Annotated in this window: 12 protein-coding genes; 6 read left to right on the forward strand and 6 right to left on the reverse strand. The window is 41.5% G+C overall.

The genetic code is table 11. The features are described 5' to 3' along the window. Window positions 1–45 precede the first annotated feature (45 nt). The 6 genes from ACE1CC_RS13050 to ACE1CC_RS13075 form a co-directional block, all read right to left on the reverse strand. Window positions 46–621, reverse strand: coding sequence for a siphovirus Gp157 family protein (locus ACE1CC_RS13050; RefSeq protein WP_413270868.1), 576 nt, complete (start codon window positions 619–621; stop codon window positions 46–48). A gap of 2 nt (window positions 622–623) precedes the next feature. Then, the gene (locus ACE1CC_RS13055; protein WP_413270869.1) at window positions 624–950 is read right to left on the reverse strand and encodes a hypothetical protein; all 327 of its coding nucleotides are present in this window, start codon (window positions 948–950) and stop codon (window positions 624–626) included. 127 nt (window positions 951–1,077) lie between these two features. Further along, entirely contained in the window at window positions 1,078–1,374 is a 297-nt protein-coding gene (locus tag ACE1CC_RS13060) for a hypothetical protein (protein WP_413270870.1), read from the reverse strand. Between the two features lie 50 nt (window positions 1,375–1,424). Continuing rightward, window positions 1,425–2,252: a hypothetical protein gene (locus tag ACE1CC_RS13065; protein ID WP_413270871.1), complete on the reverse strand. Its 828-nt coding sequence runs from the start codon at window positions 2,250–2,252 to the stop codon at window positions 1,425–1,427. 28 nt (window positions 2,253–2,280) lie between these two features. Next, a complete protein-coding gene (locus ACE1CC_RS13070; RefSeq protein WP_413270872.1) occupies window positions 2,281–2,682 on the reverse strand; it encodes a hypothetical protein in 402 nt (133 codons plus the stop codon). Between the two features lie 79 nt (window positions 2,683–2,761). Further along, window positions 2,762–3,136 (reverse strand): hypothetical protein, encoded by a 375-nt coding sequence (locus ACE1CC_RS13075; protein WP_413270873.1) that lies wholly within the window; start codon window positions 3,134–3,136, stop codon window positions 2,762–2,764. 270 nt (window positions 3,137–3,406) lie between these two features. On the opposite strand from ACE1CC_RS13075, the gene ACE1CC_RS13080 reads away from it, so the two are divergent. The 6 genes from ACE1CC_RS13080 (at window position 3,407) to ACE1CC_RS13105 (ending at window position 14,731) form a co-directional block, all read left to right on the forward strand. Next, entirely contained in the window at window positions 3,407–5,749 is a 2,343-nt protein-coding gene (locus ACE1CC_RS13080; protein ID WP_413270874.1) for a CHAT domain-containing protein, read from the forward strand. 232 nt (window positions 5,750–5,981) lie between these two features. Then, window positions 5,982–7,349 (forward strand): hypothetical protein, encoded by a 1,368-nt coding sequence (locus tag ACE1CC_RS13085; RefSeq protein ID WP_413270875.1) that lies wholly within the window; start codon window positions 5,982–5,984, stop codon window positions 7,347–7,349. 2 nt (window positions 7,350–7,351) lie between these two features. Next, complete coding sequence (locus ACE1CC_RS13090; RefSeq protein WP_413270876.1) at window positions 7,352–8,533, forward strand: DUF1822 family protein; 1,182 nt, start codon at window positions 7,352–7,354, stop codon at window positions 8,531–8,533. Between the two features lie 75 nt (window positions 8,534–8,608). Beyond that, window positions 8,609–11,005, forward strand: coding sequence for a CHASE2 domain-containing protein (locus ACE1CC_RS13095; RefSeq protein ID WP_413270877.1), 2,397 nt, complete (start codon window positions 8,609–8,611; stop codon window positions 11,003–11,005). Window positions 11,006–11,013: 8 nt separating this feature from the next. Then, window positions 11,014–11,799, forward strand: a complete 786-nt coding sequence (locus tag ACE1CC_RS13100) for a hypothetical protein (protein ID WP_413270878.1) — start codon at window positions 11,014–11,016, stop codon at window positions 11,797–11,799. Between the two features lie 184 nt (window positions 11,800–11,983). Beyond that, entirely contained in the window at window positions 11,984–14,731 is a 2,748-nt protein-coding gene (locus ACE1CC_RS13105) for a CHAT domain-containing tetratricopeptide repeat protein (protein ID WP_413270879.1), read from the forward strand. Window positions 14,732–14,800: the final 69 nt, after the last annotated feature.

Below are 14,800 nucleotides of genomic sequence, written 5' to 3' on the forward strand. Positions count from 1 at the left end.
TTGTAAGCCTGGACAAAGTGAAGCAAGGAGCAAGGTTGGTAAAACTTAACTAAGACGAAGATGCTTACCTCTAGGCATTAACTTGGCAATTAAACGACCGTTACTATCATAAAGCTCTCCGGTAACAGAAGCGATCGCATCTTCCCTTATAAGTTTCGTATCCAAAGTAGGAACAAGTTTGAGATATGTATGAGGAAATTCTTCAGGTTTTAGTTCTGGGTTAATCCACACTTGAGGTTTTCCACCATTATGACAAAGAGATATTTTGCTCAGTTTTCCCTCTAGCTTGCGTCCGCGTTCACCTAACTGTTCGACGCGGCGTTCCATGAATCCCAAAAGTTTCTCTGTCAGCCATGAAATCGCTGTTGAATCTTGTTTAGCTAAACCAGCAATACGTTGCGATTCTGACTGTCGAAATTCTCGATTAGCTTTGAGACAATTAATCCGAGCAACATAGCTATCAATTTTATGTTCGAGAACAGGTTCTAACTCTTCAAAAATTGCTGATGCTATGGCTCTTTCTTCTGGGTTATCCGACTCTAGATATTGTGTGAGTAGTTCCAGCTGTTGTTCTAGATCGTCTAGGGTTTCTTTAACAGGTTTAATGGGCGTAGTAGTCATAATTATCGATTATTTCCCTTGCGATTGTTAGAGGTAGCTAACGCTGGTTCTTCAAGCCGATCGGGAGTAGAAGTTAGGGCAATTGAGGAGTTAGAATTGAGGGTAGCCTCGATAATATCAGCACCAGATTCTTTGGCAAGCATAGTCAGCAAAGCTTCTACTTGTGCATCAGTGAGATTGGGAGTATTACGTCGAATCTCTAGGGATTTCATCAATTTCCAGACAGCTAAAGCTTCATTAGGAGTAGCTTGTTGGATTGCTAATCGAATTGAGCGAATTAGTTTTTCAGTAGCACGACGCAGTTTAGTTTCGTTATCGGTAGAACTCATGGTAAAAATGTATTTTCATTCACTTTTATGGGGCGCGTCAGCGCTGGAGCGAGAAAAAATTAGAGAAAACAAAGCTGTTTTATAGACAGCCTTGTTTGCTCAAAAAATGGTAAAATCAACAAGTGAATTATGGTGATTGTTGGTTCAATTGTGACAAAATTAGTTCAGTGGGACATTGCCAAATTTTGCATTCCCAAGCATATTGGGAAAGACGTTGGCTTTCTCTAACGATCGCTGCTGATACTTGCGAGCGATGTTGTGCCATAAATTCCAGGGCTTTTTCTTTAGTATCGAAGCCGAAATATGATGTTTTTCTCTTACCTTTTGGATCGGTGATGGTGGCGATAGATTTGGAGAGAACATTTAAATTCCAACCATCTCCCAAAGGAATTTTTTGGTAGTTAATTTGAGCTAAGGAAATCATTCGATTTGGGGTTGAAGAATTGAACTTGTAGGTAAATCTGGCGTTTCAATCTAGATCTCAACTTCGGGAACGGAGTCTATGTATTCTTTGATTGTTAATTTCCCCGAAAGAAATTGACTCAAAGAGTCTTCAATAGTCGCATTGGTTTCTGGAACAGGTGGTGAAAGTGTGAACTCTTTAGGAGATGATTGTATGGTAGGGCGATCAGCAAATGTGGATGTAAATAAAGAATTGTGAGAATGTTGGTTATTCTCGTTGTTTCCACTAGTGACAACTGCTTTTGGAAAGAGTTCGGGAAGTTTGGATAAAGTTCGCTCTAATCTGGTTTGGAAAGCTAACAAAGCTTGATTGGAGTAGTGGATAGAAAATTTCATGGGAAGCGTTGAGTGGTTAAGAAGCCAGTAACTCAGTTGAATTTGTTCGGGTAAATAAGTATCAGTTTGTGCCATGAGAAATAAGTCCAACTCAGTTCTCCATTGCCATTGGATATCTGTTAAATTAAATTGGGAATCTGTTGTCCAATTGACAATTTCAAGTTGCTCAGAGTTAGAGATAATCAGGTCAAAATTAGACGTGAGGATTACATCGCCATAGAAATAATCAACCTGATGAGAATAGCTTCTCCAAGTATTTGCTTCTTCACACCATATTTCGGGAGCCAACAATTGCAATCCAGAAAACCATTGCTTTAGTTGAGAGTGATTATTAAGCAATGAATCAATGGGCATACCCATTAATGATTGCTGCATAATTAAATGAAATTGTTCGCCCAAGCATCTAGCAGAAGCGGATGCTGGACTAATGATTTCAGAAGAGTAAAGATACCCGGAATTTTCTAGGTGGAATAAATCTTCTGCATTAAGACGCAGATAGTTCATAAGGGCTTGGCGGTTGCTATGTTTAGAGCTAAACTGTTTTAAGACGGCGTGAGGGTAACTGACAAAAATTAAAGATAGTGGCGGGTATAAGTTCGCTTTGACTGGTTTTGGGTATGTAGACTAAAACAGTTATTTTCAATTGCTTGTTGTGGAATTTTTCCAGCAATTTTAAAAGTGTCAGATAATTAACATTTTCCGAAAAATCCAGAAATAAAATAGTCGGAAAATAGCCATCAAATAACTGTTGCAACCATAGTTCGCCAGTTCGTTTTAGAGGAAAATGCGGGTAACTGCCATCCCACACAGGTCTTTTGATTAAATTGGAAAGTGCTTGGGCAGTTAGCCGTTTTTTAGGTAAAGTTTTTGAGTTAAAGAATTCAGGAGAATTAGTGAGGTACATTGGAGATTTTAGTAATGCGCTGTGAACCATTTTTTTTGCGCGTCAGCGCAATTAAAACCTGAAAAAAACTGCTGTGTCACAAACAATACCGGAAACAGTATTATTTTGGCTAATACCAATTAAGAAAAGTACTTCGAGTGTCAGAGAATCTGACTTCAACTTGCGGAGAATTAAGGGTTTTTAGTAGCTGTCGATCGATCTCTGGCTCAGGAAAATCAAGCTCACTATTTGGGTCAATCAAAGGTAATTCTGGATAATTGATGAGAAATTCTGTGGGATTCACTTTATCAGGTAAAGGAAGTGCTTCAAACTCATAAGTAAACCAATGTCTTCCACTTCTGGAATGCTGTGGAACTAAAGTAATGCGAGTGAGATGGTTGAGTAAATCATTGTACTGTCTTTGATAATTAAGAAAAGGTCGTAAAGCATCAGATTGCCCACTGTTAAGTAAAGCAAAACTCCAAAAACGCGATCGAGGAAGCACAAACTAATCCAATCCTGAGCGGGCTGATTTTGATATGGGGTGCCGTAAACTGAAGGAGTAGCATGGAGAATAATTGCATCCAAATAGTCGGGGATTTCTATCAGACTGCTATAGCTTACTCGGTAAATTTTGCCGAATCTTTATCTATCTTGTTCTTCTACTTATGAGTGTGAATCCGAAAAATCATAGGAGTAAAACTGCATAGGTTACCTATCTCCTAATATATATGGATCAGAAGTGAGATTAAGAGACTTTTGGAGGATTAACGTCGTGAACACTCTGTTAAAGGAGATTCGTGGGCTGAGCAAGCTACTATTGGTTGGATTGGGGAAAAAAGTAAAAGGAAAACGGCGAAAGAGAATCGCAATTGTTTTATTCACCTTTGCTTGTATTCTGAGTTCAGAATTCCAGCTACCTTTAACTACCTCCGATGGTTCAACAGCGATCGCTCAAACACAAGTTCAAACAAGGGACGTTCGTGACGCAGATTACCTGTTAAATTTGGGAATGCAACAACTCCAAGCCGAACAACCAGAAGCTGCACTGCGATCCACACAGCAGGCACTCAAGCTCTATCAACAACTGAATGAACGCCAAGGTATTGCACAAGCACTTGGCAATATAGGTATTTGCTATTTGTTTCTAGGCAACGCTAGCCAAGCAATCGATCATTTACAACAAGCTTTCAGTCTTGCTCGTGAATTGGGAGATCGGCAAACGGAAGGAAATGCACTTGGTACTTTAGGTCAACTATATTTGATTCAGCGTGAGTATTCTAAAGCTACCTCCCACTTGCAACAAGCCCTTGAAATTGCTAAGGTACTCAACAACCAATCGATGGCAGACCAGGTGCAGCAACTACTTAATGCAGCACAGGAAGGACAGAAATATGGAGCTAGCGAAGGTACGTTTGTAATGGAGGGAAATACATTTAATACCTTATTGCAGGGAGTATTGTCTGCTTTCGATTTCCAGCAACCAGAAATGATCAGGCTGATGAACGAGGGCGCAATGTTACTTTCTCAAAAGGAATACGCTAGAGCAATTGAGGTATTGAAGCAATATCAAGTAATTGTTAGACAACAAGGAGAAAATAATCCGGTTGCATCGTTGGGTTTATTCAATTTAGCGCTGGCATACTGGGGCAAAGGGGAGTTCAAGCAAGCCGAAGCAACGCTCCGGGAAATGATGCACATTTGGGAAACTTGGGCTGGATGGAACCAATCAGGATTGCAAACCGATCAGCATAATATTATCAGCCTCAATATGGTGCGTCAAACAATGGTTTATGAGATGCTGCAAAGTGTGTTAGTATTACGAAATCAGCCAGAGACAGCACTAGAGATTTCCGAGCGCGGACGGGCTAGAGCAACGTTAAATTTGCTTTCCCAACGGATGCTTACATCTACTCAGTTTGCTATATCACCGCCAACAGTTGCTAATCTACGTAATATTGCTAGAACTCAAGGGGCAACTTTAGTGGAATATTCTATCATTGAGTATTCTATTAACCCAGGAAACGCAGTTCTTCTAATCTGGGTGATTCAGCCCAATGGCATGATTGCCTTTCATGCTGTTGACCTCTCAACGCTACCCCAATCCCTAAATGAGTTAGTTGCTATTAGCCGTAACACGCTTGGTGCGAGAAATCGCAGTCAGCTAGCCACTATAACTCCAGAGCTTACACCTGAAGGACAAAAACGGCAGCAAGCCCAACAACGGCAAAAGCTACAACAACTCCACCAACTGCTGATTGAACCGATCGCTAAGTATCTACCTACCAATCCCGATCAGCGAGTCATCTTCATTCCCCAAGGTGAACTGTTTTTTGTGCCATTTCCGGCACTAGTGGATGCCCAAGGCAATTATCTAATTAAAAAACACACTATTCTTACCGCACCTTCGATAGAGGTGTTAGAACTCACGCGACAACAACGAAAATTGGTAAGAGCAAACAGCAGTTCGCCTATTCGAGGGGATGATGTATTGGTTGTCGGCAATCCTGTCATGCCCAAGGTGTGGAATCCTAGCAAGAGTATACAAGAGCAGTTATCCAGTCTGCCTGGTGCAGAGGAGGAAGTGGTAACAATCGCCAAAACGTTTGCAACAAAACCGCTATTGTGGGAGCAGGCAAGCGAGTCAGCCGTTGTCCAACGAATGCCACAGGCGCGGATTATTCACTTATCAACTCATGGACTATTGGAGTATGGGAATCCTCAAGATTCAGGGGTGCGAGATTTCCCAGGAGCGATCGCCTTATCTCCCTCAGCTAAAGATGACGGATTGCTCACTTCTGCTGAGATTCTCCAGATGAAGTTGAAGGCAGAACTGGTGGTATTGAGTGCCTGCGATACGGGACGAGGCAGGATTACTGGAGATGGGGTGATAGGATTGTCGCGATCGCTCATCACGGCTGGAGTACCCAGTGTAATTGTGTCGCTCTGGTCAGTTCCCGATGCACCTACTGCCGACTTGATGAGCGAGTTTTACCGCCAGTGGCAGCAAAATCCAGATAAAGCCAAGGCATTGCGGCAGGCGATGCTAATTACCATGCAAAACCATCCCAATCCGCGAGACTGGGCAGCGTTCACGTTAATTGGAGAATCGGAGTGAGAGAATGAAGGATATAGAGAAGGAAAAACCCCTACACCCCACACCCAACCACCAAAGCTCAAAAAAATCTATTTTCAAGCCAGCTCATTGCATCAGCTGCATAGGTTCACTCCCTCCATAAATAGGTATAGATGACAAGAAAAATTACCTGTTGTTGAAGGCGAACCAAAAGGAGGTAAAACCATTGAAGCTAATATTGGCGATCCAGTTCATCCACAGCAGGTGAGAAGATATGGGTGCGGTATGGAAATACTGGCAGCTAGTGAGGATTAACTCAGCAGGAGAGCGCAAAGTAGCAGAAATTCCAGCGGCTAAAGCGTTCTTCCAGCAACAATTTCCCTCTCTAACTGGGGTAGCAGAAGTATCAGATGCCCAAGTTCAGCATCATCTACTGCAACTGATGCGAACAGAGGCAATACCTGAAAATCTTACTACTCAACAAATGGCGGAGTGCTGCTTACGCTGCTTTATTTCTCAACTGTGCGATCGCATCTGTGCAGATGTAGAAAAGCAATTTGGGAAAAAAGGTGGGTTTACGCACTTTGAACTATTACTCTTGGTTCTAGATGATGCCGATGTGCTCAACCAAATCCGAAATTTCCCCAGTCAATCCTCTCGTTATCAGTCACTTGCTACTCAGATTTTGCAAACCTTCGATCCAGAGCAAAGCCAACTTAGTACCTGGACAAGATATCTGGCGATCTCTCGACTCAAGCCATTTTTGCTAGAGTGTGGAGTTTATTTAGCTAGTGATTGGTCTATTTTAAATAGTATGACGACAGGACGATTGCAGCGGTTACTTGCTGGAGTTTATGGACTTATGCCGCTAGAAATTGAGCGATCGCACCAACTGCTAGAAAGCTATCATGCAGTTTATCGTCAAGACCACATCCAGCAGCGACAACCTGGATCGCGTCGTCGGTGTGAAGCACCTACACCACAGCAGTTAAACCGCATGGTTGAATATCTGCTTGCCAAGGGACTAAACAACTACTCTCCTGTGCAGGTTATGTATGAATTACGCGCCATAGCTGATAAAATCCGCCGAAGTCGCACCCCAGAGATAGAACCATTACCTGAACACCCTCTCCCTGCACCTGAAATCGATCGCCAAGAGACTCACAACGAGTTTTTAAGCGTTTACCGTCAAGAATTTCGCAACTCTTTAAAGCAAGCGATTGCACAGGTAGTGAGCGATCGTCTCGCCTACCATCGCCAGCGAAAGCCCCCAAACGACCAATCATTTCTAAGTGCTCTTCGCCTGTTTTACTGCCAAAATAAATCAATGGGAGAGATTGCTGTTCAGATTGGTTTACACAAGCAATATCAAGTGTCGCGCCTGTTGGAATTAAAGTCGTTTCGTGCAGATGTCCGTCAAAAAATGTTGGTAGATTTGCGCGATCGCTGCCGAGAACTTGCTATTAACTACGTTAACCCAACCCAGTTGGAAAACTTAGAGCAAAAGTTAGACGCTGCTTTAGAGGAAGAAATTGACAAAGTTATCGATGCAGATATAGCAGATGCAAGCACTCCAAACTGTTCTATGAAAAACCTGCTTGCCCGTTGCCTCTGTCACCATTTAGATACTCGGAGAATTTAAGTATGACAAACCATTCCATAGATAGTGATTTTATTTTAAACGGAAACTTTCTTTGTGAAGACAATATTTCCTTAACTGCCAAACAAGTCGAATGGGCAATCGAACTTAGCCAAAGTGTTATTTCTGAAAGCCAAAAGTGGCAGACTTACCTCAATGGATTAGCACTGGCAGGTGTAGAACAATGGCTGCAAAAACGATCGCCAGAACTCAGTTTAAGCAATTTGTTGCTGTCAGGAAAAAAGAATAATTTTGCCGCCGATGCAATGTTTATAGAATCCATTTGTCAATTACAAGTAAATAAATTTCAGATTTATTTAATAGCAACAGATAGTTTGTATAATCCTGATGTCTCGATACCTAAAACAGCTGTTGAATCATCTGAGTTTATTCCTCACTTCTATATTTTAGTCGAAATCATAGAAGAATTAGAACAGATTAATGTTCAGGGATATTTACAACGCGATCGACTTATTCATTACCAGCAATCTATCGGTTTGCAATCTGAAAGTGAGACAAATTATCTACTGCCTTTAGATTGGTTTGAAGATGATTCTGATAAACTTTTGCTGGCTTTACGTTGTTTAGAACCAACAGCAATTCCATTAATCAGTCAAGCACAAATTTTTAATAGTTATCCTCTGACTTCACCTAGACAACAAGTAACTCAAAATGCAATCAATATCGGACTTTGGTTTAGAGATGAAGTCGATCGCATAAGCCAAGAATTGTCTTGGATTATTTTGCCTCGTCCATCACCCAGTCCAGAGTTTCGCTCGCTCCGATCGCCAGTAGAGCAATTCAATGATGCGATCGCAGAATTAATAAATCAGAGAGGAATTGCGATTCCCGATCTAGCCAGAGCAGCCTATCGAGATTTGCAGTGGGAAAACATTGCACTACGTCTATATGTTGTTGCTTGGAAGTTACCTATGATTGATTTAATTCCCGAATGGACACTGTTACTAATTTTAGGAACACAACCTCATAAAACCCTGCCTCTTGGTATTAAATTACAAGTTCGAGATGAAGTCCAAATTTTGGAGGAACCAGTATTAAGCGATCGCTCTAACGAATACATTTATGCACAAGTAATTGGAACTTTCAGCGAACGATTCTGGGTAAAAATTAGTTTGCCTGATGGTGCAGCATTAACCTTACCTCCATTTACCTGGGAAGAAAGTTAGCGTTTAATCTTCTAACATATTCCACTATCTTTTTCGGTTTCACTTTAATTTTTCTCTTGCATATTCTCCATCTTCATGTTTTATCTCCGAGTGCAACGAATTGAGCATAGTTGTTTGTTTGAACTGTTTTGGGGACAGGGACAACGCCTATCCAAAACCTTGCCGTTTCCTGATTTATTAACAACTCTCTACCAACAATGGGAACAGGCTTATATCAACTTCTATAAAACCATCAACATTCCGCTTAACTCAGAACCAGAAACCAAAGATATCTGGCGCGGAAAAGCAGTAGCTAGTGGTAGTATTGCCCCTCGTAAAATAGATTGGCACGGCAAATTAATAGAAGCCGAAACTCGTTTATTGTATGAGTTCCATTGCTGGTTACGGAATAGTGAATTGTTTGAAATTTATGACAGAATTGCGATCGCCAGTCGAGCAGCAGGAGAATCAGAAACTTCCATTGATTTATTCATTACTTGCACGCCGATTGAAGTGGCAAGATTACCTTGGGAAGCTTGGGAATTTAGTTCAGAATCAGCTAGAGTAAAAAAAATCCGAATTGCTCGTGTTCCTGCTAATATTCGCCATGAGTCTGCCGTTCATCAAGTTAAACAAAAACGTCGTTATCCTAGAATATTAGTTATTTTGGGTAACGATCAAAAATTAAATTTTCAGGAAGATTGGAAGACAATCAAGCAATCTCTTAATCGTCTGGCAGAAATTCCCGATCCGATCGGTTTAGAACCTAAAAAATCAATAGATGATTTTAAAACAAAAATTAGTCAGGCGATCGCTGATGAGCAAGGTTGGGATGTGCTGATTTTTGCAGGACACGGCAATGAAACTCAGATGACAGGTGGCGAATTAGGAATTGCTCCAGGTGTATCAATTCGAGTTAGTGAAATTGCGCCTCAATTAGCGATCGCCCGCGAACGAGGACTACAATTTGCCCTGTTCAATTCTTGTTCAGGCTTAAGTGTAGCCGAATCTTTAATTGATTTAGGATTAAGTCAAGTCGCTGTCATGCGAGAACCGATTCATAATCGAGTAGCTCAGGAATTTCTGATTCAATTTCTCAAAGAATTAGCAAATCACAATGATGTTCATCAATCTTTAATTACTGCCTGTCAGCATCTCAAAACCGAAAAAAATCTCACTTATCCTTCAGCACACTTAATTCCCTCTCTATTTCGTCATCCAGAAGACAAACCATTTCAGATAAAACCACCCAGTTGGCGACAGTTGGTACGGCAGATTTTACCCCAACGCTATCAAGCAGTAGCCCTAACAATTTTAGTATTGATAAGTTGGCAACTCCCAATTCAGCAATGGTTATTGGAACGACGAGTCTTAGTACAAGCAATTTACCGTCAAGCAACATTGCGAACTCAAACCAATAAATCAACTCCTATTTTACTAGTAAAAATTGATGAAGAATCTTTAGAGAAAGAACCACAAATTCGACCGATTTCTCGTACTTATCTGGGAAGATTAATTGAGCGATTGAGTGGAGCGAAAGTTATCGGTGTTGATTATTTGTTATATCCGCCTACAAATGACGATACAAAGCTAGCTCGATCGGTAGAGAATGTAGCAAAACGAGGGACTATATTTGTATTTGGAGCTAGTCAGGATAGACTCACGCAGAAATGGCGTTACGCTCCCAATGCGATCGCCAATCCTAATTGGAGTTTATCAGGAAGTATGACCGTTAGAGGACTTTATTATGCTGAGTTAGTATCTGCATTTGATTCAACCCAACCTTTATCTTATTTGTTGGCATCTATTTATCAGCATTGCATTGATTCATCTAACAACATTAAGCAAGATGGTTGCTCGTTAAAATCTGTGCAACTTCATTCTTTATCTTCTCCTTCGCCATTACCTAGAATCAGTCCAAAGTTTACCACTTATTTAGGATACAGTTTGGGTCAAATGTGGTTACATCCGATTGTAGATTATTCATTACCACCCGATCGAGTTTTCACTTCTATTAGTGCTAAAGATTTGTTAGAGCGAGCGACTCCTAACTCCTTAGATCTGTCTCAAAAAATTGTTTTGATTATACCTAATTACTTAACAGCAGGAATTGACAAAGAAGGGGAAGATAATTGGTCAGCACCTGCGGCAATTAAGTATTGGTACAATCATCCCCATCAGATTTTAACAGGAGGAGAGTACCATGCTTATTTAGTCAATCATTTTCTTAACCAACGTCTAGTTATTCCGCTCCCTGATTTGTGGCTAATTTTGCTAGCTGCTTTAGTAGGAGCCGGAACGGTTTATCTGGAGCAAAACCGCTTTCTGCAAAGGCAGAAAATTGTAATTGTTTTAATAGCTGGTACAGTTATTTATAGTTTACTCAGCTTAGAACTTTATATATCATCTGCGGCAATCGCTTTACCAATTTTTCTACCAATTTCAACGATTTGGATTTACGTTTTACCTCGTTTATTGAAGCAAAAATCGTGAGAAAAATTATGAAGAATATTAATTGCTTGAATCGATTGTTTTGGGTATTAAGTTTATCATTAATAATCTCTAGTACCCTGGGATTTGGATTTTCGTTTGAACGTCGATCAGCATCAGCCTTTTTATTAGCGGAACTGCGTCAAACAACGTGGGTAAGAGGTTGGCATAACTTATTTGGAAAACGTCGTCCTGTCCCTCCTCCTCCTGTACCCCCAACAAATGGAGGATCTCGTCCTACAGAAGAAGTTTGCCCGATCGCACCATTAGCCGTATCTGCATCAAATTCCTCTATATTAACAACAGCAATTGTCTGGAGCGATCGCCCTACCTTTGTCTGGGATGGAGAAGCGGAGAAAATTGGCGTGCGAGTGCGGGGAAGTGAAAATATCCTCTGGAGTCAGCCTGTTTCTGGAACTAATCGCGTAACTTACAAAGGGGAACCTCTGCAACCGAATCGGGTTTATGAGTGGTTGGTGCTATCATCTAACGATCGAGTAAAACGGTTTATTCCTTTTCGGATAGTAACGGCTCAGGAGAGCGATCGCATCAATCAAGCTTTGCAACAGTTAAACCAACAACTAGCTATTAAAAAAATCACAGGAGAAGCTGCTACTTTACGCCGAGCCGAATTTTTTGCTAATCAAAAAATCGACAATCAACCCCTGTGGTCAGAGTTTTGGCAAGAAGTTTTATCCGTACAAACTCCTTCTGATAAATTGACAACTTGGACTCGCGAAACTGTTACCTTACTCTGTAAACCAGTTAATGCAGCACCTAATACCAATTCTCTATGAAGATGCGTTTAATATTTCGTAATTATTTGCCATCAAATCTTTGCTAGATATAGTAGTCGCGCAGGAAGTATTAAGTGCATTGTTACAGAGAAATGGTATAACACGGTTTCACCATCTCGTTAAATAGAACTTGTTCGCTTTCAGTACATATCAGCCATAGTTTCTATAGTTGGAGAACTTCATAATGCGATCACCAAACAAAATTCTCACCGTCCTCACTCTCTTTACTATTTTAACAATTAGCGATTTTGTCTTAATCCAAAATCCAAAATCTAAAATTCAAAATTTCCAGGTATTCGCTCAAATCCCAGATGCCCGAAAAATGGAAGCAGACCTACTGTTTCGGCAAGGTAATCAGCAGTTTCAAATTAGTCAAGTTGAAGAAGCATTACAGTTTTGGCAACAAGCACTGGCTATCTATCGAGAAATTAAGAACCGCCAAGGCGAAGCAGCATCTCTGGGCAATTTGGGAATTGCTTATGATTCTTTAGGAGATTACACCAAAGCAATAGTGTATTATCAGCAGTGTTTAATCATTACACAGGAAATCGAAGACCGCTTCAATGAGGGACGGGTTTTAGGCAATTTGGGAGCTACTTACTCTTCTCTAGGAGATTACGCTAAAGCAATTGAATATCAACGTCAGAGTTTAGCTATCAAACGGGAAATTAAAGATCGTCAAGGTGAGGGGCAGGCTTTGGGAAATCTGGGAACTGTCTCCCGATTGTTGGCAGATTATGCCAAAGCAATTGAGTACTACCAACAGAGTTTAGCGATTTTTCGAGAAATCAAAGATCGCCAAGGCGAGAGGCAATCTCTAGACAATTTGGGAGCTACTTACAATTCTCTAGGAGATTACGCTAAAGCAATTGAGTATGGTCAGCAGAGTCTAACCATTAGTCAGGAAATTAAAGATCGCCTTGGCGAAGGAGCATCTTTAAGCAATTTGGGAGTTGCTTACTATTCTTTAGGAGATTACGCCAAAGCGATTGAATACCACCAGCAGAGTTTAGCGATTGTTCGAGAAATCAAAGACCGCCTTGGCGAAGGAACATCTTTAGGCAATTTGGGAGTTGCTTACTATTCTTTAGGAGATTACGCCAAAGCGATTGAATACCACCAGCAGAGTTTAGCGATCAAACAAGAAATCAAAGACCTTCAAGGTGAAGGGAAGACTCTGGGTGATCTGGGAAATGTTTACCAAATTTTGGGAGATTATGTCAAAGCGATTGATTACTACCAGCAATGTTTAGCCATCACACGAAAAGTTAAAGCTCGCAAGCACGAAGGGCAATGTCTAGGAAATTTAGGAAGTAGTTACCTTTTCCTAAACAATTATGCTAAAGCGATTGAGTACCAGCAACAGCGTTTAGCTATCGCACAGGAAATTAGCGACACAAATGGGGAGGGAACAGCTCGGAACAATTTGGGACTCGCTCTCTTCATATCTGGCAATCTTATCCAAGCCGAAAAAATCCTTCGTACTGGAATTGAGATCTGGGAATTTCAACGGGCAAGATTGGGTAACAATGATAACTACAAAGTGTCAATTTTTGACGAGCAAGCTCGCACCTATATTCTTTTACAAACGATCCTCATTGCCCAAAATAACCCTAAAGCAGCTCTAGAAATTGCAGAACGAGGGCGTGCTAGAGTGCTTGTGGAGCTACTGTCTAGGCGCAATCCTATCATAAGTGAGTCTGCCAACTCCCTCATCACTCCCCCCAATATCGGACTATTGCAACAAATCGCTAAACAGCAAAATGCGACCCTCGTTGAATATTCGATTGCTTATGATGTATTCAAGATTAAATCTCAACTCTATATCTGGGTTATCAAACCTACAGGTGAAATAAGTTTTCGCAAAACTGACTTCAAACCCCTGTGGCAGCATCGAAATACATCTCTTGCCGAACTTGTTACTAATAGCCGAGAATATATCGGGATCAGAAATCGCAGTGAGCTAGCCACCATCGTTCCAGAACCTACAGCCGAAGTACAGCAACGACGATTAGCCCAACAACGACAAAAACTACAACAACTTCACCAATTGTTGATTAAACCGATCGCAAATCTACTACCTACCAACCCTCAAGCACGAGTTATTTTCATCCCCCAAAGTGAACTCTTCCTAGTTCCCTTCCCAGCCCTAGTAGATACTTCTGGGCAATATCTCATCGAGAAACACACCATCCTCACTGCACCTTCAATTCAGGCACTAGACTTGACTCGACAACAGCGACAGCGATTGAGGAACCTGAAGCGTGGAACAGGGATTGAGAAGCAAACATCTAATCCCGAACTGCTGATTGTTGGCAATCCTCTGATGCCCAAAGTCTGGAATTCCCAAACGGGAAGAAAAGAGCAACTCTCTTACCTCAAGGGAGCAGAAAAAGAGGCTCAAGCGATCGCACAATTCTTTAATGCGCCTGTTCTCCTGGGGGAACAGGCAACTGAACGAGCTATCAAACAGCGAATCTCTAATGCTCGAATCATTCACCTGGCAACCCACGGACTGCTAGACTATGGTATTCCAGAGGATACAGGAGTACGAGATTTTCCAGGGGCGGTGGCACTTGCTCCCGGAGATGGAGAGGATGGACTGCTCACTTCTGCCGAAATCATAGATATGAACTTAAAGGCTGAACTGGTAGTCTTGAGTGCTTGCGACACGGGACGAGGCAGGATTAGAAGTGAGGGCGTGATTGGGTTGTCCCGTTCTCTGATTAGCGCAGGTGTTCCCAGCGTAATAGTTTCCCTGTGGGCAGTGGACGATGCTGCAACCACTGACTTGATGCAAGAGTTTTACAAGCAATGGCAACAGAACCCAGATAAAGCACAGGCATTGCGACAAGCGATGTTAATCACTATGCAAAAACATCCCGATCCCAGACTTTGGGCTGCATTCACCCTCATTGGTGAGGCAGAATAAACGGCTATCTACATGAAAATTTTGCATAAGTCCTACGGAGTGAGCAATATATCGCTTTACAAGAGTGTT

Origin of the sequence: Floridaenema aerugineum BLCC-F46 (genome assembly GCF_041929345.1) — a bacterium.
GTDB lineage: Bacteria > Cyanobacteriota > Cyanobacteriia > Cyanobacteriales > Aerosakkonemataceae > Floridanema > Floridanema aerugineum.

Coding starts and splice junctions, on each gene's coding strand:
- ACE1CC_RS13050 (WP_413270868.1), bottom strand. CDS start 621: ATGACTACTACGCCCATTAAACCTGTTAAAGAAACCCTAGACGATCTA.
- ACE1CC_RS13060 (WP_413270870.1), bottom strand. CDS start 1,374: ATGATTTCCTTAGCTCAAATTAACTACCAAAAAATTCCTTTGGGAGAT.
- ACE1CC_RS13090 (WP_413270876.1), top strand. CDS start 7,352: ATGACAAACCATTCCATAGATAGTGATTTTATTTTAAACGGAAACTTT.
- ACE1CC_RS13085 (WP_413270875.1), top strand. CDS start 5,982: ATGGGTGCGGTATGGAAATACTGGCAGCTAGTGAGGATTAACTCAGCA.
- ACE1CC_RS13055 (WP_413270869.1), bottom strand. CDS start 950: ATGAGTTCTACCGATAACGAAACTAAACTGCGTCGTGCTACTGAAAAA.
- ACE1CC_RS13095 (WP_413270877.1), top strand. CDS start 8,609: ATGTTTTATCTCCGAGTGCAACGAATTGAGCATAGTTGTTTGTTTGAA.
- ACE1CC_RS13105 (WP_413270879.1), top strand. CDS start 11,984: ATGCGATCACCAAACAAAATTCTCACCGTCCTCACTCTCTTTACTATT.
- ACE1CC_RS13070 (WP_413270872.1), bottom strand. CDS start 2,682: ATGGTTCACAGCGCATTACTAAAATCTCCAATGTACCTCACTAATTCT.
- ACE1CC_RS13065 (WP_413270871.1), bottom strand. CDS start 2,252: ATGAACTATCTGCGTCTTAATGCAGAAGATTTATTCCACCTAGAAAAT.
- ACE1CC_RS13100 (WP_413270878.1), top strand. CDS start 11,014: ATGAAGAATATTAATTGCTTGAATCGATTGTTTTGGGTATTAAGTTTA.